This window comes from Micromonospora yasonensis (assembly GCF_026013475.1).
GTDB lineage: Bacteria > Actinomycetota > Actinomycetes > Mycobacteriales > Micromonosporaceae > Micromonospora > Micromonospora yasonensis.
In genome coordinates, this window is the sequence record NZ_JAPDPH010000132.1 from 1 (window position 1) to 19,999 (window position 19,999).

The 19,999-nt window shown below is 73.3% G+C and carries 25 protein-coding genes, 1 tRNA gene and 1 pseudogene; 4 read left to right on the plus strand and 23 right to left on the minus strand.

What is annotated here, in order from left to right:
- The 15 genes from ONA70_RS23515 to ONA70_RS23585 form a co-directional block, all read right to left on the minus strand.
- A partial coding sequence (locus ONA70_RS23515; protein WP_265008645.1) for a DivIVA domain-containing protein occupies positions 1-610 on the minus strand: 610 nt, incomplete at its 3' end.
- Complete coding sequence (locus ONA70_RS23520) at positions 607-1,773, minus strand: globin domain-containing protein (RefSeq protein WP_265008646.1); 1,167 nt, start codon at positions 1,771-1,773, stop codon at positions 607-609. The genes ONA70_RS23520 and ONA70_RS23515, both read right to left, overlap by 4 nt.
- 2 nt (positions 1,774-1,775) lie before the next feature.
- A complete protein-coding gene (locus ONA70_RS23525) occupies positions 1,776-2,165 on the minus strand; it encodes a group I truncated hemoglobin (protein ID WP_265008647.1) in 390 nt (129 codons plus the stop codon).
- Between the two features lie 486 nt (positions 2,166-2,651).
- Positions 2,652-3,236 carry a MerR family transcriptional regulator gene (locus tag ONA70_RS23530; protein ID WP_265008648.1) on the minus strand — a complete coding sequence of 195 codons (585 nt, stop codon included), beginning with the start codon at positions 3,234-3,236 and terminating at the stop codon, positions 2,652-2,654.
- Between the two features lie 211 nt (positions 3,237-3,447).
- Positions 3,448-3,912, minus strand: a complete 465-nt coding sequence (locus tag ONA70_RS23535; protein ID WP_073833177.1) for a bifunctional nuclease family protein — start codon at positions 3,910-3,912, stop codon at positions 3,448-3,450.
- Positions 3,913-4,126: 214 nt separating this feature from the next.
- A complete protein-coding gene (gene ftsR, locus ONA70_RS23540) occupies positions 4,127-4,828 on the minus strand; it encodes a transcriptional regulator FtsR (RefSeq protein WP_265008649.1) in 702 nt (233 codons plus the stop codon).
- A 50-nt stretch (positions 4,829-4,878) separates the two neighbouring features.
- Positions 4,879-5,331, minus strand: a complete 453-nt coding sequence (gene odhI, locus ONA70_RS23545) for an oxoglutarate dehydrogenase inhibitor Odhl (RefSeq protein ID WP_007071101.1) — start codon at positions 5,329-5,331, stop codon at positions 4,879-4,881.
- Positions 5,332-5,547: 216 nt separating this feature from the next.
- The gene (gene gcvH, locus ONA70_RS23550; protein ID WP_265008650.1) at positions 5,548-5,928 is read right to left on the minus strand and encodes a glycine cleavage system protein GcvH; all 381 of its coding nucleotides are present in this window, start codon (positions 5,926-5,928) and stop codon (positions 5,548-5,550) included.
- Positions 5,929-5,986: 58 nt separating this feature from the next.
- The gene (locus tag ONA70_RS23555) at positions 5,987-6,940 is read right to left on the minus strand and encodes a DUF881 domain-containing protein (protein WP_265008651.1); all 954 of its coding nucleotides are present in this window, start codon (positions 6,938-6,940) and stop codon (positions 5,987-5,989) included.
- 10 nt (positions 6,941-6,950) lie between these two features.
- Positions 6,951-7,283, minus strand: coding sequence for a small basic family protein (locus tag ONA70_RS23560; RefSeq protein WP_007071104.1), 333 nt, complete (start codon positions 7,281-7,283; stop codon positions 6,951-6,953).
- Complete coding sequence (locus ONA70_RS23565) at positions 7,280-8,224, minus strand: DUF881 domain-containing protein (protein ID WP_265008652.1); 945 nt, start codon at positions 8,222-8,224, stop codon at positions 7,280-7,282. The genes ONA70_RS23560 and ONA70_RS23565 overlap by 4 nt, the downstream gene beginning before the upstream one ends.
- Positions 8,221-8,865 carry a CDP-alcohol phosphatidyltransferase family protein gene (locus ONA70_RS23570; protein WP_406601234.1) on the minus strand — a complete coding sequence of 215 codons (645 nt, stop codon included), beginning with the start codon at positions 8,863-8,865 and terminating at the stop codon, positions 8,221-8,223. Before ONA70_RS23570 ends, ONA70_RS23565 begins: the two co-directional genes overlap by 4 nt.
- A gap of 316 nt (positions 8,866-9,181) precedes the next feature.
- A complete protein-coding gene (locus ONA70_RS23575) occupies positions 9,182-9,640 on the minus strand; it encodes a MarR family transcriptional regulator (protein ID WP_265008654.1) in 459 nt (152 codons plus the stop codon).
- 47 nt (positions 9,641-9,687) lie between these two features.
- Complete coding sequence (locus ONA70_RS23580; protein WP_406601235.1) at positions 9,688-10,881, minus strand: PP2C family protein-serine/threonine phosphatase; 1,194 nt, start codon at positions 10,879-10,881, stop codon at positions 9,688-9,690.
- Positions 10,882-11,091: 210 nt separating this feature from the next.
- On the minus strand, positions 11,092-11,838 hold the full coding sequence (locus ONA70_RS23585) for an SAM-dependent methyltransferase (protein ID WP_265008655.1): 747 nt from the start codon (positions 11,836-11,838) through the stop codon (positions 11,092-11,094).
- Between the two features lie 129 nt (positions 11,839-11,967).
- Between ONA70_RS23585 and ONA70_RS23590 the strand changes: the two genes are divergently transcribed.
- From ONA70_RS23590 to ONA70_RS23600, 3 genes are all read left to right on the plus strand, one after another.
- On the plus strand, positions 11,968-12,849 hold the full coding sequence (locus tag ONA70_RS23590) for a universal stress protein (RefSeq protein WP_265008656.1): 882 nt from the start codon (positions 11,968-11,970) through the stop codon (positions 12,847-12,849).
- Positions 12,850-12,912: 63 nt separating this feature from the next.
- Positions 12,913-13,122: a phosphatidylethanolamine-binding protein gene (locus ONA70_RS23595; RefSeq protein ID WP_073833194.1), complete on the plus strand. Its 210-nt coding sequence runs from the start codon at positions 12,913-12,915 to the stop codon at positions 13,120-13,122.
- Positions 13,119-13,595 carry a hypothetical protein gene (locus ONA70_RS23600; protein ID WP_265008657.1) on the plus strand — a complete coding sequence of 159 codons (477 nt, stop codon included), beginning with the start codon at positions 13,119-13,121 and terminating at the stop codon, positions 13,593-13,595. The genes ONA70_RS23595 and ONA70_RS23600 overlap by 4 nt, the downstream gene beginning before the upstream one ends.
- Here ONA70_RS23600 and ONA70_RS23605 read toward each other — a convergent pair.
- Positions 13,592-13,801, minus strand: coding sequence for a hypothetical protein (locus ONA70_RS23605; RefSeq protein ID WP_265008658.1), 210 nt, complete (start codon positions 13,799-13,801; stop codon positions 13,592-13,594). The two genes, ONA70_RS23600 and ONA70_RS23605, sit on opposite strands and share 4 nt — an antisense overlap.
- A gap of 127 nt (positions 13,802-13,928) precedes the next feature.
- Here ONA70_RS23605 and ONA70_RS23610 point away from each other — a divergent pair, with 127 nt between their 5' ends.
- Positions 13,929-14,585: an HhH-GDP family DNA glycosylase gene (locus ONA70_RS23610; protein ID WP_265008659.1), complete on the plus strand. Its 657-nt coding sequence runs from the start codon at positions 13,929-13,931 to the stop codon at positions 14,583-14,585.
- Between the two features lie 21 nt (positions 14,586-14,606).
- Here the strand turns inward: ONA70_RS23610 and ONA70_RS23615 are convergent, their stop codons facing one another.
- The 7 genes and pseudogenes from ONA70_RS23615 to ONA70_RS23645 form a co-directional block, all read right to left on the minus strand.
- Positions 14,607-14,792 (minus strand): hypothetical protein, encoded by a 186-nt coding sequence (locus ONA70_RS23615; RefSeq protein WP_265008660.1) that lies wholly within the window; start codon positions 14,790-14,792, stop codon positions 14,607-14,609.
- Positions 14,793-14,864: 72 nt separating this feature from the next.
- On the minus strand, positions 14,865-16,142 hold the full coding sequence (locus ONA70_RS23620) for a hemolysin family protein (protein WP_265008661.1): 1,278 nt from the start codon (positions 16,140-16,142) through the stop codon (positions 14,865-14,867).
- Positions 16,142-16,339, minus strand: coding sequence for a hypothetical protein (locus ONA70_RS23625; protein ID WP_265008662.1), 198 nt, complete (start codon positions 16,337-16,339; stop codon positions 16,142-16,144). Before ONA70_RS23625 ends, ONA70_RS23620 begins: the two co-directional genes overlap by 1 nt.
- Positions 16,340-16,384: 45 nt before the next feature.
- On the minus strand, positions 16,385-18,148 hold the full coding sequence (selB, locus tag ONA70_RS23630; RefSeq protein WP_265008663.1) for a selenocysteine-specific translation elongation factor: 1,764 nt from the start codon (positions 18,146-18,148) through the stop codon (positions 16,385-16,387).
- A gap of 2 nt (positions 18,149-18,150) precedes the next feature.
- The gene (selA, locus tag ONA70_RS23635) at positions 18,151-19,443 is read right to left on the minus strand and encodes an L-seryl-tRNA(Sec) selenium transferase (RefSeq protein ID WP_265008664.1); all 1,293 of its coding nucleotides are present in this window, start codon (positions 19,441-19,443) and stop codon (positions 18,151-18,153) included.
- A 49-nt stretch (positions 19,444-19,492) separates the two neighbouring features.
- Positions 19,493-19,588 (minus strand) — tRNA-Sec (locus ONA70_RS23640).
- 101 nt (positions 19,589-19,689) lie between these two features.
- A pseudogene (locus ONA70_RS23645) lies at positions 19,690-19,999 on the minus strand (NrfD/PsrC family molybdoenzyme membrane anchor subunit); the annotation flags it as partial.

Sequence of the window (19,999 nt, forward strand, 5' to 3'; positions counted from 1 at the left end):
CCATCGTCCGGGCCAGCTGCTCACTGCCGTCGTCCAGGTGCCGTGCCGCCGCCCGCATGTGCGAGATCATCATCTCGCCGAAGATCCGCAGCGCCTCCCGGGTGGCCACCGAGTCGTCGAAGTCCGCGCCGGCGGTACTGCGGTACTGCGCCACCGCCCGCTCGGCCTCCTGCTTCGCCTCCTCCGCCGCCGCGCGCATGTAGCTCTCGTACTGCATCTGGGCGTACTCGGCGACCCGCCGGGCGTAGTCGTGCGCCTGGGCGATGATCTGCTCGGCCTCCCGCTGCGCCGCCGACAGCAGGTTGACCTCCTTGGCCGCCGGCAGGGTCGCGGTCGGGTCGGTGCTCGGGATCACCCCGTGCCGGTGCAGCTCCAGATGGTCCTGCAGCCGCTCGGTCTCCGCCCGCAAGTTCGCGATCTGCGTGGCCAGCAGGTCCAGCTCGTCGGCCACCTGCATCTTGAACCGGTCCACGTCGGCGTGGTCGTAACCGCGCCGGGTGAACGACGCGCTGCCGAACTCCCACCGGCGGACCCGGTCCGCGGACAGGCGGATCTGCGCGCCGCCGGAGAACTGGCCGCTCTCGTACCTGCTGATCGGCGTCGCGCTCACCGGACACCTCCGGATTCGTCAGGGGCGGTTGCGGTCCGCCACATCGGCCCGTACCAGTGCTTGCCGAAGCCCTCGTGGTGCAGCTGACTGGCGTGGTAACCCGCCCGGGTCAGCGCCGCCACCGAGTGGCTCACCATCTCATCGGAACCACAGATGTACACGTGCCGGGACCGCCAGTCGCCGTCGGCGAGGGCCCGGTCCGCCACCCCGACGAAGTCGCCCGGACTCAGCGGATCCATCCCGACCACGTAGGTGACCGTCAACCACGGATACGACGCGGCCAGCTTGTCGATCGCGTCGTTGTCGTAGAACTCCATCCGGGACCGCGCCCCCACGTACAGGTCCACCCGGCGTCCCGGGCCCTCGGCCGCGACCTGCTCGACCAGGGCCTTAACCGGCGCCCAGCCGGTGCCGCCGGCCAGCAGCAGCAGATCCGACGACCCGGCCGGCCACAACGTCAACCGGTCGCCCACCGGCGAGGCCAGGTGGATCTGGTCACCGACCGCGCACCCGTACACCAGCCGCGACGACACCACACCACCCGGCGTGGCCCGCACGTGCAGCTCCAGCGTCCCGTCCGGGCGGGGGGCGTTCGCCGGCGAGTAGTACCGCCACGACCGCGCCGCCGGGTGGGACACCCCGATCGACTGGCCGGGGGTGAACGGCAACAGGTACTGCGGCCGCACCGTCAGCACCGCCACGTCGAACGTGCGCCGCTCATGCCCGAGGATCTCGGCCACCCACCACGGCGGGGACACCGACTCCGCGGCCTGCGCCGCCTCGATCATCACCTGCGAGACCAGCCCGTACGCGGCCGTCCAGTCTGCGGCCAGCTCATCGGTCCACTCCTCCCCGAGGAAGTGCCGCAGCGTGGCCACCAGCGCCTCACCGACCGCCGGATAGTGCTCGGCGCGTACCGCGAACTTGCGGTGGTCGGCGCCGAGTTCCTGCAGGAACCCGACGAGCCGGTCCACCTGGTCCACGTGGGACACGATGTGCCCCAACGCGCTCACCAGGCGGTCCCGCTGACCGGCCATGTTCGTGGGGAACATCGGCCGCGTCTCCGGGTGCGCCAGGAACAGCGTCGAGTAGAAGTAGAGCGGCACCTGGTCGCCGTGCGCAGCGACCAGGGACCAGCTCTGCTTGAGCCGTGCCGCGTCCACGCTCAGGCGTTCCCCACCGACACGACCTGATCCTTCACCTGGCCCAGCACGACCTGCACGTCAGCGATGATGTCCGCCGGCACGCCCAGCTCGGACAGCGTCGTCGTCAGGTGCTCACCGACCATCGCGTAGTGCGCCGGCGGAATGTTCAGCGGCCGGTGCGCCTCGGCCAGCCCGCGGCCGGCGTACTCGTTGGGGCCGCCGAGCACCACCGCCAGCATGAGCGCCAGGTGACGCCGCTGCTCGGGCAGGTTCACGTCGACGAAGTAGCCGGCCAGCTCCGGGTCGGCCAGCACCTTGTCGTAGAACAGCTCCACGGCCGCCTTCACCGCGGCGGCACCGCCGATCCGCTCGTAGTGCGACAGCGGGGTGGTCTCTTCCATCACCGTCATGGTCATTTCCTTCCGGAGGGGGTTACGCGGCCGGGACCGCGGAGGGGCAGCGGCAGCCGGCGCGCGCCGCAGGCGATCCGCCAGAACGGCCACGCGCAAGCGACCGTGTCGGACCATAGCGTGCTCGCCCGAACGGTTCACCCCTGCCCTATCCGATTCCCGACAACCGTCAACTACGGACAGTCAACATCGGGAGGAAGCCGATGGCATCCGGCGCTCACACCGCCACGCTGCGTGGACTACCCGCGATCGCCAACCTGCGAACGGTCCCTTTCGGACAGCGTCCGACCGGCCGCCCCGAACGCCCCCGACTCACGCCGCCACCTGCGAACACGCCCGACTCCGCCCCTGCGAGCCCGGCACCGCAACCGGTCCCGTGGGTCGCCGCCACGCGAACAGACCGACGGACACGCCCAGTAACCAAAAAAGTGGACCACGACGTACCCATTTGGGCGCGTCGCGGCCCACGAACGGACGACGAGCGGATCAACCAGCCCGACGACGCGCCCTCCGCGCCGCCAACTCGTCCCCCACCGGCTCCGCCGACTCGGCAGCCGGCGCCGCCGGCTCCGACCCACCCACCGGCTCCGCCGGCAGCAGCGACAGCGAACCCTGGATCTCCTTGAACGCCCCGCCGATCGCGATGCCGAACACCCCCTGGCCGCCCTGCAACAGGTCGACCACCTCCTCCGGCGACCGGCACTCGTACACCGACGTCCCGTCGGAGATCAACGTGATGCCCGCCAGGTCCTCGACCCCACGCGACCGCAACGCCTCGATCGCCTTACGGATGTTCTGCAACGACACCCCGGCGTCCAGCAGCCGCTTCACGACCTTCAACACCACCAGGTCGCGGAAGGAATACAGCCGGGACGTCCCCGACCCCGACGCGTCCCGCACACTCGGCACCACCAGACCAGTGCGGGCCCAGTAATCCAACTGCCGATAACTGATGCCCACCGCGGAACAGGCGGTCACACCCCGGTAACCCACCTCGCCGTCACCCACCGGCTCGGGCACCACACCCGGTTGCTGCTCCGAACTCGGACCAGGACCTCGCGGCTCGTGCATCCGGACAACCTCCCCGCCCGTGCGGTGACACGTCGTCTCCCCGTACGCGCACCCCTCGACAACCGCAACCCTATAGCGGCCCCCAGGACTTACCGAGCAGGAAGCACCACGACACGCCGCGCAGCCACCAGGAAGATCACCAACGCCGGCCCGCCACCACCCACCGTGGCAACCACCGCCACACCCATCGGGCCCACCGGCCCGGCACCACTCAGCCCGCGAAGTCCTCCGGACGCACCTGCTCCAGGAACTCCCGGAACTTCTCCACCTCGTCCTCCTGCTCGTCCGGGATCACGATCCCCGCCTCACTGAGGACCTGCTCGGCACAACGAATCGGAGCCCCGACCCGCAACGCCAACGCGATGGAATCGCTCGGCCGCGCCGACACCCGCACCCCATCACCGATCAACAGATCGGCGTAGAAGACGTTCTCCTTCAGCTCGGTGATCTCCACCGCCCGCAACGGCGCCTGCAACGCCGCCAACACGTCCCGCAACAGGTCATGCGTCAACGGACGCGCCGGCTTGACCCCCTGCTGCTCGTAGGCGATCGCCGTCGCCTCGACCGCGCCGATCCAGATCGGCAGATAGCGGTCCCCCTCGACCTCCCGCAGCAGGACGATCGGCTGGTTGCTGGGCAACTCCACCCGAACTCCGACCACGCTCAGCTCGCGCACCGCCGCCTCCGTGTCGTCGTCGCCTTTAGCACCGCGCCCTTCCCTGCACGGTACACGGACCGCGACACAAGAGTCCCATGCGCTACGTGCACCACGCCCCGCCAGAGAAGGGTTACCCCGGCAAGCCTACGACACGCTTCCCGGCCCAGATCTTTCCGCATCCAGCGGACGGCACAGGGCCGGGCGCCCCCACGACACCCGGCCCCACCACACCTCAACGACCCAACGTCGACCGCAGCCCCACCCGGACCAGAGCCGCGTGCAACTGCTGCGACAACGCCACCAACTCCCGCGCCGTCTCCGCCGCCCGGGCCCGCGCCGCCGGATCACTCTGCCGCGCCAGCGGAGCCACCAACTGCGCGAACAGACCCACTTCCCGATCCGCCGCCGTCCGGTAACCCCGCAGATGCCGCGGCTCCAACCCGTACGCCGCCAACCCCGCCACCGCCCGCGCGATGATCAACGCATCCGCGTCGTACCACCCCGGCGGATCGGACACCAGCACGCCGAGCCGCTCCAACTCCACCAACGTCGACTCGTCGATCCCGCTCCGGGAAACCAGATCAGCCCGCCCCAGCCGCACCTCCGACGACTCGACGGACTCCTCCACCTCCCGACCCGGCACCTCACCACCGGAACCCACCGCCACCAACGTCGGCCGCTGCCGCCCCGGCGCCACACCCGACGCGTCCCACTCCGCCAACTGGTCACGGATCACCCGCAACGGCAGATACTGGTCCCGCTGCGCGGTCAACACGAACCGCAACCGCGCCACATCGTCCCAGCTGTACTTCCGATACCCCGACGCCGTCCGCTGCGGCTCCACCAGGCCCTCGGCCTCCAGAAACCGCAACTTCGAGATCGTGACATCCGGGAACTCCACCCGCAGCTGCGCCAACACCTCACCGATACTCATCAGCGGTGTGGAACGCGCCGCCCCGGACGGCGTCGAAGCCGCAGGCTCGTTCACCCCCGGCCGGCCTCCTCCTCCGGACGCGGACCGGCGATGAACACCACCCGGAACTTACCGATCTGCACCTCGTCACCATTGCTCAACGTGGCCGCCTCGACCCGCTCCCGGTTCACGTACGTGCCGTTCAGGCTGCCCACGTCCCGCACCGTGAACGTGCCACCATCCCGATGGAACTCGGCGTGCCGCCGAGAAACCGTCACATCGTCGAGGAAAATGTCACTGTCGGGGTGCCGCCCACTCGTCGTCACATCATGATCCAACAGGAACCGGGCACCAGCATTCGGACCCCGACGAACCACCAGCAGCGCCATACCCGGCGGCAACGAACCGGACATCCGGCTCGGCACCACATCGGTGTCCGGCCCCTCCAGCACTTCGTCAAGCGAACCGAGATTGAGCGTCGAAGTGACGTCGAGCGGGGGGAACTCGTCGTCTGGCCGCGTCATGGGGACCACCTCACGGATCTGTTCGGTCGGCGTCGAGTAATGGCGGGTCTGGCCGCCGGGCAAGACACACACCCGGCGGCTGGCTCCCCGTGCCCGGGAAGGCGCATTCCACGACGCTCAACTATTGGGTTCTCGGTCGACTGGGCGAGCCTAGCCAGCGCCGAGAATGCAGGGCAACCGGACGCGCGGAGACAGCCGCCCGCCCGGCACGACAACTCAGCTCTCAGTGAGCTCGCGGTACGCACCAGCGGTCAGCAAACCCTCGACCGCGGCCGGATCATCCGGAGTGATCTCCAACAACCACCCCGCACCGTACGGATCCGTGTTGATCACCTCAGGGGTGTCGGCCAACGCCTCGTTGCGCGCCGCCACCGTGCCACTCAACGGCGCGTAGATCTCCGACACGCTCTTCGTCGACTCGATCTCACCCAGCGGCTCACCCGCCGCCACCACCGCACCCTCGTCCGGCAACTGCACGAACACAATGTCACCCAGGGCGTCCTGCGCGAAGTGCGTGATACCGACCCGGACGGCACCACCGTCACCACCGGCCACCCACTCGTGCTCGGCGGTGTACCGCAGATCCTCAGGAATCACCAGCTGCGTCCTTCATCCATCGGTGCACCGGGGGGAAACCGGCGCGAGCCGCAACCGGTCAGGAAACCGGCCGGGCGTGTTCCAGCTTGATCGGCGCGTGCAGCTGCGAAACCTCCACAGCCTCACGATCCTCGACGATCACGTTACCGCCGGCATCCGCCACCGATGCGACCACCCCGCCGGGAATGTTCAACGCCGTACGCATCGTCGCCGGATCCCCGATCACCGTGATCGTGAACGGACCACCCAACCGCCGCCCGTCCACCACCAGACCGCCACCACCGGCATCCACGAAATACGTCGACGCGATGATCCGCACCGCCGCCCCGTCCGACCCCGCGATCTGCATCGCCTCCGCGCCCGCGCCCCGCAACTCCTGCACCGCGTCCAGCACCCGCGCCGACGAGATCGCCTTGTCCGACCCCTCGAACCGCACCGTCAGACCCGGCCCCACCGCCGGCAACGTACCCGCCAGGATCCCCAGCTCGTCCGCCCGCCGCGTGGCCTCGTCCAACGCCGCCTGCCGACCCTGCTCACCCGAACGCAACTGACGCTGGCTCTCCTCCAACGCCTCGATGTCCTGCCGCAGCCGCCGCTCCCGCGAATCCAGATCCGACGAGATCCGGACCAGGTCCTCCTCCCGGGTGCCCGCCAGCGCCGAATCCGTCGACGTCGTCTTCAACTGCACCACCAGAGTGAACCCCAGCAACGCCAACAACACCGCGATCATCCCGCCCGCCGACGTCCACCGCCGCGCCGCCGGCACCTTCCTCGCCGCCGCGTCCGGCCCGTCACCCGCCGACTCCTCCACCGGCGGCACATCCGTCTCCCGCTCCACCGACTCGCGCTCGTCCACCTCACGCTCAGCCGGCTCCGCAGGCGCCAACGGGCTCAACTCGTCCGGATCGGGCGCGTCCGGGCGAGGATCCGGCTCACCCGCCGGACCCGTCGGCCGCCCCGGCTCCGCCGGCTGCGGCCAACCCGTCCCCGTCTCCCTGTGCTCCTCGCTCATCGCCCTCAACCTACGCCCGGAACAGGTGCCGACGGATCGCCGCCACGTTTCCGAAAATGCGCACCCCGAGCACGACCACCACACCGGTGGACAACTGACCACCCACCCCGAGCTGATCACCCAGGTACACGATCAGGCCCGCCACCAGCACGTTCGAGATGAACGACACCACGAACTGCTTGTCGTCGAAGATCCTGTCCAGCTTCGCCCGCACGCCGCCGAACACCGCGTCGAGCGCCGCCACCACGGCGATCGGCAGGTACGGCTGCAACGCCGCGGGCACGGTGGGGTCCAGATACACCCCGAGCACCACGCCGGCGAGCAACGCCAGCACCGCGATCATCGGCCACCTCCGGAGGGGCTGGGAGACGTCCGCGAACCGGACGGCCCCGGACTGGTCGAACCGGCGACACCCGAACCCGACGGCGACGGGCTCGGACTCACCGAGGGCTCGGCGTAGCGTAGCCGCGGCTGCGGCGCGGCCGGCAGGGTGAGGTTGTCCGCGTTCTTCACCCCGAACGACAACCCGGTGGACTTCGCCACCTCCCGCATCAGGCTCGCCGCCCGGCTGCCGTCGAACCGGTCCCGCATCGACCCCGGACCGATCGCCGACACCTCGTACGGGCTCGTCACCGGGCGATAGTCCACCAGGATCGCCTCACCCGCGGACCGGATCGTCGAGGTAGCCGTCAACCTCTGCCCGTTGATCGCCACCGCCTCGGCACCCGCCCCCCACAACGCGTTCGCCACCTTCTGCAGGTCGGAGTAGAGCACCCGGGAAGGACCCGCGTCCGCGCCCGTCACCGCGTCCTTGTCCTGGGCGGCGTCGGCCAACCGCACCACCACGCCGTCACCGCGCACCCGCCCCAGCCCGGTCCCCGCCTCCAGGTTCCGCAACCGCGACGCCTGCGAACCGCTCAGCGCCGCATCGCGCTGCCGGCTCACCTCCTCGCGCAACTGGTCCGCGCGGGCGGTCAGCCGGTCCGTCTCGGCCTCACGCTGCTTGATCTCCGAGATCAGCCCGGCCCGGGCCTTCGCCCGACCCGGCTCCTCGGCCATCGTCTCCCGGTACGCCACCGCGAACAGGAACCCGATCGCCACGATCACCACCAGGCTGACCGGGCGCCCCAACAGCCGGCGCAGCCGCGACAGCGGCACCCGTTGGCGCCGGGCCGCCGCGTCGGCGTACCCCGGATCGAGCGGATTGCGGAACAGCTCGGTGAGGAAGTCCGGCTCGTACACCCGCGCCGACGGGTCCCGGCCCTCCCGGGTCGGCGCGCTCATGCCGCCGCCCCCGCACGCCGGGCCCGCATCGCCCGTACCAGGCGGCTGGCCTGCACCACGTACATCGCCCCGGCCACCCAGTAGAGCACCAGGCCCCACCAGGCCAGCCCCCAGCCGATCGCGCCGGCCACGGTGGCCGCGGTCGGCGGCGCGGCGGCGGCCAGCAGCAGGACCGGGAATGCCGCCAACAGCAGGAAGGTGGCCGTCTTGCCCACGTAGTGCACCGGCGGCGGGCCGTACCCGTACCGCCGCAACACGCCCAGCGACCCGAGCAGCAGCAGCTCGCGGGCCAGCAGCGCCGTGGTGAACTGCCACGGCACGATGTCCCGCGCGGTGAACGCCAGCAGCGTGGCCAGGATGTAGAGCCGGTCGGCGAGCGGGTCGAGCAGCTCTCCCAGCCGGCTGACCTGCTGCAGTCGCCGCGCCACCCAGCCGTCCACCCAGTCGCTGGTGCCACCCACCGCGAGCACCACGATCGCCGCGACGTCGGCGTGCGCCACCAGGAAGAGGTAGAGGAAGAGCGGCACGCCGACGAGCCGGACGAAGCTGATCAGGTTGGGCAGGGTGAGGACACCGTCTCCCACGACTGCCGCCGTACCGCCCGGAGTCGGATGCTCCGACGGAGCCGGCCGACGCGACACCGAACCCTCCCTTCGCAGCACGTTCCGGCGGCCGACCGTGATCGGCCGCTCCAGGCTCGTGCGCGTTGCCGGCCGGTCAGCGCCGGCGCCCTCTGCGATCCCGGGCTGGGACCTCCCCGATGCGGCCCACGATCGACGAGATCGTGGGCCGCCAGTTGCGCTGCCACTATATCGGGCCGCGTCGGCTCGCCCGGGGCCGTGCCTTCCGCGTCGTGGACCTGTGTCGGGTGTGCGGGGCCACACCATCCGTAATGCATCCTAGGACACTAGCTGAGTGGTGTGGAGCAACCGGAGACCGCGGTGGGCGAGGTGGGAGTCAGGCCGTACGGGCGGTGGAGTCGTTGCCGGCACTCACGGCCGCCGCCTGGCTGAATGCTGCCAGGGCCAGCAGCAGCTCGTGCTGCGTCCGGTGGGGCATCCGGTCCAGCACCGACTGGACCGCCTGATGACGCCGCTCCTTCAGCTCCCGCAACAGCGTCTCCGCTGCGGCGGTGGGAACCAGGCGCACCTCACGCCGGTCACGGGGATCGGCCACCCGACGCAGCAGGCCGACCGCCTCCAACCGGTCACAGAGCCGGCTCGCCGAGGACGGCACCACGTCCAGCAGTTCGGCGAGCCGGTTCACGTTGCTCTGCGGGTGGGCGACGATCAGCGAGAGGACGCGCAGCTGGGTCGGGGACACCACGTTGTGCCGCGCGGTGGCGGAGTCGAGCACACCGATGAGCGCCTCGGCAGCCGCATCGATGGCCGCGGCAAGATTCGGAGGTCGCTCCACCCGCTGTCCCCTGCGATCGTCCCGCTCGTGTTTCCCCGCCGGTTCGGTTACCGCCCGCCCGCGTCGTCAACCGGGCTGGAACCGCGCCAGTCCAGGCAGACGACGACCGCGTCGTCGCGGAGATCCGCGTCGGCGTGGTACGCGTGCAGTTCGCGCATCACCGTACCAACTGCTTCGGTCGCCGGCTGCAACCGAGTGGACCGCATCGCGCGCGCCATGGCCCCTTCTCCGTAGGGCTCCCGGCCATCCGGCTCCGCCGCGTACACCCCGTCACTGACCACGAACAGCCGGTCCCCCGGTGCCATGGCGAACTCCTGCACGTCGTAGCGGGTCTCGGCGAACATGCCGAGCGGCAGCTGCTGCTCCAGCGGGATCGGGCTGACCGTGCCGCCGCGCAGGCGCAGCACGTGCGGCGAACCGGCGTCCACCGCCCGCGCCAGGCCGCGCCGGGTGTCCAGCTCCAGCAGCAGCGTCGCCACGTGCCGGCCTCCCCGGTGCTGGTAGAAGATGGTGTCCGAGGCGAGCTCGGCCTGCTCCACCAGGCTGCCGCCCGAGCGCCGGGCGTTGCGCACGGCGTTCACGGTGACCGCGGTGAGCAGCGAGGCGGCCAGACCGCTGCCGGTGCCGTTGAGCACCGTCACGGTGAGCCGGTCCCCGTCGACCGACCAGTCGAAATGGTCACCGCCCACCGTGTACGCCGGCTCCAGCTGCCCGGCCAGCACGAAGTCGCCGTGCGTCACACTGCGGCCGGGTAGCAGGTCCCACTGCATCTCGGCGGCCATGCTGAGCCGCTCCCGCCGACGGGCCCGCCGGTAGCGGTCGGTCTCCCGGTCGGCGGCCCGCATCGCCACCGCCAGCTCGTCGGCGACGTCGCGGACCGCCGCGACGGCCGCCGCCGTCGGGGACTCCGGTAGCTCGACCAGCAGCACCCCGAGCCGCTCACCCCAGACCGACAGCGGCAGGTAGGCCCGGCAACGGCCGCCCTCGCCGGTGTCCAGCACGGGCTGCTGGCTGCTGAAGCAGCGCTGCGCCATACCCTGACCGGTCAGTGAGCCGCCGTCGGGCAGGCTCGGGTCGAGCACCGGCCAGAGCCCGCTGAACCGGTAGTCGGCGATGAACACCTCGGTCCGCGCGGCGCCGAGCATGGCACGCAGCTCCCGGTCGGCGGTCTCCGCCAACTGGTCGGGCGGCGCCGCGCGCAGTGCGCGCGCCACCTGTCCGGGCCCGTGCGGCATGCTCATCCTCCGAAGCGACTATTGCTATGGGGCAAGCATCATACGAAGCACGGCCGACCCACCGACGCGCCGGCTCCCACCCACCCGCGCACGGGCGACCGCCCTCGTCGCCAGGCCGCTCGACCGGCGCGAACAGAGTGGACGCGGCCACGCCGCCGGACACCCCGCGGATCACGAGGTCTCGTCACGCCGGCCGGGACCCGGCCGGTGGGGTGCTCAGGAGGCGGGCTTCGTGGCCAGGGCGCCGTAGAAGGCGTCCGGCACCGCCGCGGGCCTGCCCGCGACGCGCCACTCGGCGACCGGCACGATGCCGTCGGCCGTCGGCTGCCAGCGCCCGAGCAGCGGCGCGAAGGCCGCCGGGGGCCGCATCCGAAACGCCGGTCCCATCATGGCCAGGGCCTCCGGGTATCCGGTCAGCTCCTCGCTGTCGAAGTCGATCGCCAGGAAGCTGCCCGGTGCGGTCGCCTCGTACAGCTCGTCGAGGGTGCGGGCCAGCGTGGCGTCGTCCAGGAAGGCGGCCAGCCCGAGGAAGACCACCCCGACCGGTCTCCTCCCCCATCCCGGCACGAACCGGTGCAGCTGGGCCGGGTCGATGGTGCCGAGGTCGGTGGCGTCGCCGAAGCCATACCCCGCCCGGTCGCTCGCGGCGAGCAGGCGCTGGCCGAGCCGGATGGTCACCGGGTCCACGTCGGTGTAGAGCACGGTGGCCTCGCTGGCCACCTCATGCACGTTGCCCTGCGCCGGAACCCCGGCGCCGAACACCAGGAAGCCGTCCGCCCCGGCGTCGGCGATCGACCGGACGACCCGGCCGAGGAAGTCGCGCAACGAGCGGAAGATCGCCGCACAGGGACCGTACGCGGTCTCGAAGGCCCGGGCCGCGGCCACGTCGACCGGGAAGTGGTGCTCGCCGCCGAGCCAGAAGTCGATCATGCGGGCGGTGCTCGGCTGGTCGGCCTCGGCCATCGACGAAGCTCCCTTCCTCGGGCGACGGAGGTCAGCGTACCGACGGGTCGGCTCCGGCGGTATCGCCCCGGGGAGCGCACCCGGGCCGGGATACTGGCCGCGAGCGTCCGGCGGCCAGGGAGGTACGGGGTGAACTCGGCGAACGGCGCGGCGGTGGTGGTCGGCGTGGACGGCTCGGAGCCGGCCCTGCGGGCCGTCCGCCTGGCCGCCGCCGAGGCCACCCGACGGCACCGGCCGCTGCGGGTGGTGCACGGGTTCATCTGGCCGCTGCTGCGCGTACCGGTGACCGCGCCAGCCGGGGGACCGCCCGGCAGCGGCCTGCGGCACCAGGCGGAGGAGCTCGTCGCCGCGGCCGTGGCCGAGGCGAAGGCCGCAGTGCCCGGGCTGCCGGTCTCCGGAGAGATCATCGACGGTGAGGCGTCGGCGGCGCTGCTCGGTGAAGCACCCACCGCCGCCATGATCGTGGTCGGCGACCGGGGGCTCGGCGGCTTCGCCGCCCTGGTGGTCGGCTCGGTGGCGATCCAGGTCGCCGCCTACGCGGACTGCCCGGTGCTGGTGGCGCGCGGCGCGGACCGCACCACGGGCCCGGTGGTGGTCGGGGTGGACGGGTCGGCGCTGTCCCGGGCGGCGGTGGAGTTCGCCGCCGGGGAGGCGGCGATCCGGGCCACCCGGCTGCACGGCGTGCACGCCTACACCCACCCGGCCTCCAGCGGTCCCGGCGACATGCAACCGCTGGTCTACGAGGAGGGTCAGCTGCGCGGCGAGGAGGACCGGATCCTGGCCGAGTCGCTCACCGGGCTCGACGAGCGCTGGCCGGAGGTGCCGGTGACCCGGGAGGTGGTGCACGGCCGCCCGGTCCCGGTGCTCACCGAGGCCTCCCGCACGGCCCAGTTGGTCGTGGTCGGCGCGCAGGGCCGCAGCGAGCTGACCGGATTGCTCCTCGGTTCGGTGAGCCAGGGCGTGCTGCACCACGCCGACTGTCCGGTCGCCGTGGTCCGCTCCCCCGGGTGAACGGTTGGCCCCGTCCGGGGCGGGTACACGGCCGGGTAACCACTGCGACCGGAGGAGGCAGGGATGCCAGGACCACGGCCGGGCAGCAACGCGTACGACAAGGAACGGGCGCGGCTGCGCGATCTGATCGAGAATTCCGGACGCGCCGCCGACCAGGAGGCGAACCAGGTCGCGAACCGGATCCTGCAGGACGATCGCGGCCAGCGCGGCATCGTCCGGGGCGAGCGGACGTTCGGCCCCAAGGGCGAGCGCGAACCGGGCGACCCGAAGTGAGGGCCGCACCAGTGGTCGACGGCGCCATCGCTGGCGCCGTCGGCACCGCCGCCTTGAACGTGGTGAGCTACCTGGACATGGTGGTCCGGGCCCGCCCGGCGAGCAGCGCACCAGACGAGACCGCGGGCCGGCTGGCGAGCGCCGCGCATGTCGACCTCGGGCCCGAGCAGCAGGCGACCAACCGCCGCTCCGGGCTCGGAGCCCTTCTCGGGTACGCCACGGGCATCGCCGCCGGTGCCGCCTTCGGCTTCCTGGCCGCGCGGCGCCGGCTACCGCTGCCCCTCGCGGCAGGGCTGCTCGGCAGCGGCGTGATGGCCACCACCGACGGGTCGATCGCCGCGCTGGGCGTCAGCAACCCCCGGACCTGGCGGCGCAGCGACTGGGTGTCGGACATCGTGCCGCACCTGGCGTACGGAATGGCGACCGCGGCCACCTTGCGGAGGCTGCGGTCGCCGTCGCGGCGGGGGCGTTAGCCCCGCCGTTCGCTCTCGTCCTCGGCCACCGGCTGACTCGCCGGGCCGTACGGCGACACCTGCCCCTTCGGGACCGGTCGCCCGACGTCCGCGTTGGACGTGCCCTTGTTGCGGGGATGCCCGCTCACCTGCATGCCCTCGCGGCTGTCCTGGCTCGTCGCGCCCTTGTCGTTGCGGCGGAGCTCCTCCTGCTGCGGCTTGACCACAGGTCTCTCCTTCCCGGTGGGAGCACGCGACGTCGGCCGCGCACCTCATCCGGGTACCCGCCGCCGCCGAGCGCATTCCGGCAGGGTCGGCGCGTCTGGACCGGCCCGGTGGGGGTAACCGGCAGAGATGCCGAACGATCGGAAGGTGGCCCGGGTGCTGCTGGACCGGCAGGGCCGCACGTACGCCGAGGAGGCCGGGATCTCGCTGGCCGACCGGCCGGGGCCGCTCTACCAGCTGCTGGTGCTCACCACGCTGCTGAGCACCCGGATCCGGGCCTCGGTGGCGCTCGCCGCGGGCCGGGAGCTCTTCGCCGCCGGCTACCGCACCCCGCAGGCGATGGAGGCGGCGAGCTGGCAGGACCGGGTCGACGCGCTCGGCCGGGGCCACTATCGGCGCTACGACGAGCGGACCGCCACCATGCTCGGCACCGGTGCCCGGCTCTGCCTGGACCGCTGGCACGGGGACCTGCGCCGGATGCACAAGGAGGCGGACGGGGACCGGACGGTGCTGCGCCGGCTGCTGACCGAGTTTCCGGGCATCGGCCCCACCGGGGCGGACATCTTCCTGCGCGAGGCGCAGACGGTCTGGCCGGACCTGCGCCCGTACGCCGATCGCCGGACGCTGGCCGGAGCGCGGCGGCTGGGCCTGCCGGCGAATCCGACCGGGCTGGCCGGGCTGGTCGGCGAGGGCGAGTTCGGGCGGTTGGCGTCGGCGCTGGTCCGGGTGGCGCTCGGCGCGGAGTCGGCGGGCGAGGTCAGCCGTATGGCTGCCGCAACCCGGTGAGCCCTCGTTCCCAGCGGCTGACTACTTGGCTGGGCCGGGCTTGGTCAGGTGCCAGGCCACCGCGGCGGCGAGCAGGGCGAGCAGGATCACGCCGCCGGAGATCCCGCCGCCCTCGCCGCCGTTCGCGCGGTGACCGGTGGCCCCGAAATAGATGACAGCGAGCCCGACGAGCAGCGCAACGAACACCCGAAACCCACGGTCCCTCACGACCCGTACGGTACGTACCCTCCGCGCCGGTTCGGGCGGTTTCGCGACGCGTTCCCCCGTCCGAGGTCGGCGTCACTCCTCCGGGCCACCGGCGGCGGGACCACGCAGCCGGACCCGGCGGATGGCCCGACCGGACATCTCGACCACCTCGACGGTGAGCCCGGGCAGCCGGACCCGCTCCCCCGGCCCGGTGGGCACCCGGCCCAGGCCGGCCATCACCAGGCCGGCCACGGTGGTGTACTCGCGGGACAGCGGGAAGGTGAGCCGCACCCCGGCGTCGGGCAGGTCGTAGAGCGGGAAGTCCCCGGGCAGCAGCAAGGCTCCGTCCGGCTCCCGGACCGCCCGACGCACCTCCGGGTCGGTCTCGTCGTACAGCTCGCCGACGACCTCCTCGAGCAGGTCCTCCATGGTGACCAGGCCGTCGATGCCGCCGTACTCGTCGACCACCAGGGCGAGCTGCTCGTGCCGCTGGCGCAGCTGCCGCATGGCATCGGCGACCGGCAGGGTGCCGGGCAGCAGCACGGGCGGCCGGGACCGCTGCCCGGTGCTCGCCCCGTCGGCGTCGACCAGGTCGCGGATGTGCACCACCCCGCGTACGTCGTCCAGGCCGCCGGGGCCGACCACGGGCGCGCGGGAGCGGCCGGCGGCGGCCAGCTGGCGGATCGCCTCCGCCGCCGGCATCGCAGCGGGCAGCACGGTCACGTCCCGACGGGTGACGAGGATCTCCCGCAGGGTACGACCGGCGATGTCGAACGCGCCAGCCAGGATCTCCCGCTGCTGTGCCGACAGCCCGCGCTGGCTGACCAGCAGCTCCCGCAGCTCCTCCTCGGTCATCTCCTGCCGGCTGGCCCGGGGATCACCGCCGGCCAGCCGGACCAGCAGGTCGGTGGCACGACTGAGCAGCCACACCGCGGGCCGGGACAGCCTGGCCAGCAGGTCCAGCGGCGCGGCGCTGACCAGCGCCCAGCGTTCCGCCGACTGCATCGCCAGCCGCTTCGGAGCCAGCTCGCCGACGACCAGCGTGACAAAGGTCAGCGCGACGGTCACCAACAGCACGGCGATCGGGTGCGCGGCCCGGCCGAGGAAGCCGAGCAGGCCGGCCAGCGGCTGCGCCAGGGACACCGCTGCGGCCGCCGAGGCGAGGAACCCGGCCAGGGTGATGCCGAGCTGGATGGTGGCCAGGAAGCGGTTGGGCTCCCGGGCCAGCCGGACCAGCCGCGCCCCGGACCGGCCGGCCCGGGCCAGCCGGCGCAGCTGCCCCTCGCGCAACGTCACCAACGCCATCTCGCTGCCGGAGAGGGCCGCGTTGACCAGGACGAGGACCAGCACCAGGACGAACTGGCCGGCCATCAGTCGTTCTCCAGGTCGTCCAGGGAGATCGCGTGGGTCATCAACCACCGAGCCAGCGCGGCCATCCCGAACAGCCACAGCGGCGCGGACTCGGTGGTCCCGTTCGTGGCGAAGACGGCGAACCGCAGGTCCGGTGCCCGGTACGCCTCGATCCGCCACCGGTGGTTCTTGTCCCGCCAGACCGCGGAAGGGTCCATGGCGTCACCGTAGGTGACGGCGTACGCCCACCGACGCCACTTCGGTCAGCGGAGCGGGGTCACCACCTCACGGGCGTCGTCCGGCAGCCGGCGGGTGGCGCCCCGCCGGTCCAGCAGCTCCAGCAGCGGCACCGCCACCCGCCGGGTGGTGCCGAGGGCCTGCCGGGCGGCGCTGAGGGTGAACGGCTGCGGCAGCCGGGCGAGCACCCGGATCGCGTCGTCGAGGGCGCCCGGCAGCAGCACCACGTTCTCGGCGAGCTTCAGCAGGGCGCCGGCCCGCACGGCCGCGCCGATCTCCCGGGGGCCGAGGCCGAGGTCGGCGAGGCGGTGCGCCTCGGGGGCCTGGAACGGGCGGTCGCCGTACTCGGCGCGGACCCGCTCGACCGCGCGGGCGACCGGTTCGGGCAGGCCGTCGGCCGCGGCGGCGGTGACCCGGCCGGACCGCAGCCGCAGCGGGGGCCGCAGCAGCGCCTCGACCAGGGCCCGGTCGGGCAGCGCGAGACGCCGGCGCAGCACGTCGACCGGCACGCCCGGTTCGAGGGGGTGTTCCCCTGCGTACCGGGCGACCTCCTCGGTGAGTCGCCCACCCAGGGCCCGCCAGTGGTCGGGGTCGGCCAGCCAGTCCCCGGCGACCGGGGTCGCGGTGCCGGTCACCCCCATCCGGGCCAGTTCGCCGGCCCGCACGAGGCGCCGCCGGCGCAGTTCCCCGGCCAGGTCCGGCCGGCCGTCGAGCGCGGCGAGGACGGCGGCCCGGGCGGCGGCCGCGCCGCGCCGGCGCAGCGGCGGCGGGTCCACGTCCAGCACCGTCACCCCGCCGGCCACGTGGTGCCGACCGGGATCACGCAGCAGGGCCCGGTCGCCGATCAGCAACGGCAGTGGGCGGGCCAGCCGCAGCCGGACGGTGTCCGGACCGAGCGGACGGACACGTACCGGCACGGCGGCGGAGCCCACGTGCAGGGTGAGGGTGGCCGGCAGGTCGGCGGCCCGGTCCCCGGCGAGCCGGACGTCGAGCAGGTCCGCCAGCCGGAACCGGCCCCGGCTGAGCAGGGCGTCGCCCCGGGCGATGCGCTCGCGGGACACCCCGCGCAGGTTCACCGCGACCCGGGCCACCGCGTCGACCTCGCTCCGGGCGGCGTTCAGCGAGTGCAGGCCCCGGACCCGGACCGGCTCGCCGGTGGCGGCCAGTTCGAGCTGGTCGCCGACGCGCAGCCGGCCGCCACCGAGGGTGCCGGTGACCACGGTGCCGCTGCCCCGGATGGTGAACGAGCGGTCCACCCAGAGCCGCACCGGGGCATCGAGCGCGGGGGCGGGCAGCCGGGCCACCAGCCGGTCCAGGGCCGCGCGCAGCTCGGGCAGGCCGGCCCCGGTGGCGCCGCTGACCGGCACCGCCTCCACCTCACCGAGCGAGGTCGCCGCGATCTCCTTGCCCGCCCGGGCCAACGCCGGCTCCGGGTCGGCCAGGTCGGCGCGGGTCACCGCCAGCAGCCCGTACGACACCCCGAGCGCGTCCAGGGCGGCCAGGTGCTCGGCGGACTGCGGCATCCAGCCCTCGTCGGCACCGACCACGATCAGCGCGGCCGGGACCGGGCCGACCCCGGCGAGCATGTTCGGCACGAACCGCTCGTGCCCGGGCACGTCCACGAACGCGACAGTGCCACCGGAGGGCAGCGTGGTCCAAGCGAAGCCGAGGTCGATGGTCATGCCCCGGCGGCGTTCCTCCGCCCAGCGGTCGGGTTCCATCCCGGTCAGCGCCCGCACCAGGGTGGACTTGCCGTGGTCGACGTGCCCGGCGGTCGCGACGACCCACACGGTCAACCACCGACCCGCAGCACCGCCGCGCGGACGGCCCCGTCGGCGTCCGGCGGTACGCAGCGCAGGTCGAGCAGGAGCCGGCCGTGCAGCACCCGGCCGAGGATGGGCGGTTCGCCGGTGCGCAGCGGCTCGGCGTACCGCTCGGGCAGGCTCAGCGCCCAGGAGTCGAGTTCCACCCCGGGGGCGCCGCCGCCGCCGACCACGGCGGCGCTGGGCACCACCTCGGCCTTGCAGCCGTCCTCGCCGAGCCGGTCGCGCAGCCGCTCGGTGCGCGCGCGCAGCGCGGCCGGGTCGGCGTACAGCGCCTGCCGGGTGGGCGTGGTCGGGCCGTGCAGGGTGGCGGCGAGCGCGGCCAGGGTGAGCTTGTCGACCCGCAGCGCCCGCGCGAGGGGATGTCGGCGCAGCTGCTCGACCAGGTCGGCGGCGCCGAGCAGCAGCCCGGCCTGAGGGCCGCCGAGCAGCTTGTCGCCGCTGGCGGTGACCAGGTGGGCGCCGGCCCGCAGGGTGCTGGCGGCGTCCGGCTCGTCGGGCAGCAGCGGGTCGGGGGCGAGCAGCCCGGAGCCGATGTCGGCGACCACCGGCACGCCGAGGGTGGCCAGCTGCCGGACCGGCACCGCCGAGGTGAAGCCGCGGACCACGAAGTTCGACGGGTGCACCTTGAGCACGAAACCGGTGCGCGGTCCCACCGCCGCGGCGTAGTCGGCGAGGGTGGTGCGGTTGGTGGTGCCGACCTCGCGCAGCCGCGCCCCGGTGCTCTCCAGCAGGTCGGGCAGGCGGAAGCCGTCGCCAATCTCGACCAGCTCGCCGCGGCTGACCACGATCTCCCGGTCGGCGGCCAGGGCGGTGGCCGCCAGCACCAGGGCGGCGGCGCCGTTGTTGACCACGTGCACGGCCGGCGCGTCGGGCACCGCGGCGGCGAGCGCGGCGAGCGCGTCCCGGCCACGCCGGGCCCGGCTGCCGGTCCGCAGGTCCAGTTCCACGTCGGTGTGCCCGGCGGCGGCGACGAGGGCCTCGACGGCGGCGGCGGAGAGCGGGGCCCGGCCGAGGTTGGTGTGTAGCAGCACGCCGGTGGCGTTGAGCACCACGGGGGGAACCGGCGTGGGCAGGTCGGCCAGGGCGGCGTCGCGTACCTCGTCGGGCGTGATCTCGCCGGTGCGGGCCCGCTGCTGGGCGCGGACGACGGCGGCCTTCACCCGGTCGCGGCCGAGCGCGCCGACGGCGGCGGCCAGCCCGGGGTCGGCGAGCAGCGCGTCGGTGCGCGGCACCCGCCGTCGCGGGTCGGCGTCACGCATCGGGTCACCCCCTGGCAGGCCTCGCAGAGGCGGAACCCCAGAATCTGCTTGGCGGAGACGGACGGGAATCGAACCCGCCTGGCCCGGGTCCCGGACCACACCGGTTTTGAAGACCGGGAGGGGCACCAGCCGCCTGAACGCCTCCACCAGCACTTAACCACATGCGATCTCCCGCCGCCTGCGGAGGGGCGGCCGGTGCCCCGGTGGGGTCGCGAGCGGCCGGGCGCGGTGGGCAGCCGGCGCCGGTTACGTGCCTGCCCCCGGATTCGAGCCGGTGCCCGGCCCGCTGGCGTCCGGTGCACCGCCTTCCCGCCGCTGCGCGCGTTCCCGTTGCGGGATCACGGTGTACTTCGGGTCCTGTGCCGAGGCGATGCCGCCGTGGAAGATGCCGAACCGGGTACAGACCGAGGCGGCCAGCAGGGCGCCGCCGGAGAGCGCGGAGAGCAGCCGGCTGCGGCGGCCGGCCAGCGCGCCGGCGACGCCCGCGGCGGTGAGCGCCCGGCCGGCGCGCAGCAGCGTGCCGGCGGTGCCGGTCGCGTACGGCTCGCTGAGCAGG

Bases quoted from the DNA above. Each gene is read 5' to 3' on its own strand.
- ONA70_RS23525 (WP_265008647.1), bottom strand. From the start codon at position 2,165: ATGACGGTGATGGAAGAGACCACCCCGCTGTCGCACTACGAGCGGATC.
- ONA70_RS23530 (WP_265008648.1), bottom strand. From the start codon at position 3,236: ATGCACGAGCCGCGAGGTCCTGGTCCGAGTTCGGAGCAGCAACCGGGT.
- ftsR (WP_265008649.1), bottom strand. From the start codon at position 4,828: ATGAGTATCGGTGAGGTGTTGGCGCAGCTGCGGGTGGAGTTCCCGGAT.
- odhI (WP_007071101.1), bottom strand. From the start codon at position 5,331: ATGACGCGGCCAGACGACGAGTTCCCCCCGCTCGACGTCACTTCGACG.
- ONA70_RS23555 (WP_265008651.1), bottom strand. From the start codon at position 6,940: ATGAGCGAGGAGCACAGGGAGACGGGGACGGGTTGGCCGCAGCCGGCG.
- ONA70_RS23560 (WP_007071104.1), bottom strand. From the start codon at position 7,283: ATGATCGCGGTGCTGGCGTTGCTCGCCGGCGTGGTGCTCGGGGTGTAT.
- ONA70_RS23565 (WP_265008652.1), bottom strand. From the start codon at position 8,224: ATGAGCGCGCCGACCCGGGAGGGCCGGGACCCGTCGGCGCGGGTGTAC.
- ONA70_RS23580 (WP_406601235.1), bottom strand. From the start codon at position 10,881: ATGAGCATGCCGCACGGGCCCGGACAGGTGGCGCGCGCACTGCGCGCG.
- ONA70_RS23585 (WP_265008655.1), bottom strand. From the start codon at position 11,838: ATGGCCGAGGCCGACCAGCCGAGCACCGCCCGCATGATCGACTTCTGG.
- ONA70_RS23595 (WP_073833194.1), top strand. From the start codon at position 12,913: ATGCCAGGACCACGGCCGGGCAGCAACGCGTACGACAAGGAACGGGCG.
- ONA70_RS23610 (WP_265008659.1), top strand. From the start codon at position 13,929: ATGCCGAACGATCGGAAGGTGGCCCGGGTGCTGCTGGACCGGCAGGGC.
- ONA70_RS23620 (WP_265008661.1), bottom strand. From the start codon at position 16,142: ATGGCCGGCCAGTTCGTCCTGGTGCTGGTCCTCGTCCTGGTCAACGCG.
- ONA70_RS23625 (WP_265008662.1), bottom strand. From the start codon at position 16,339: ATGGACCCTTCCGCGGTCTGGCGGGACAAGAACCACCGGTGGCGGATC.
- selA (WP_265008664.1), bottom strand. From the start codon at position 19,443: ATGCGTGACGCCGACCCGCGACGGCGGGTGCCGCGCACCGACGCGCTG.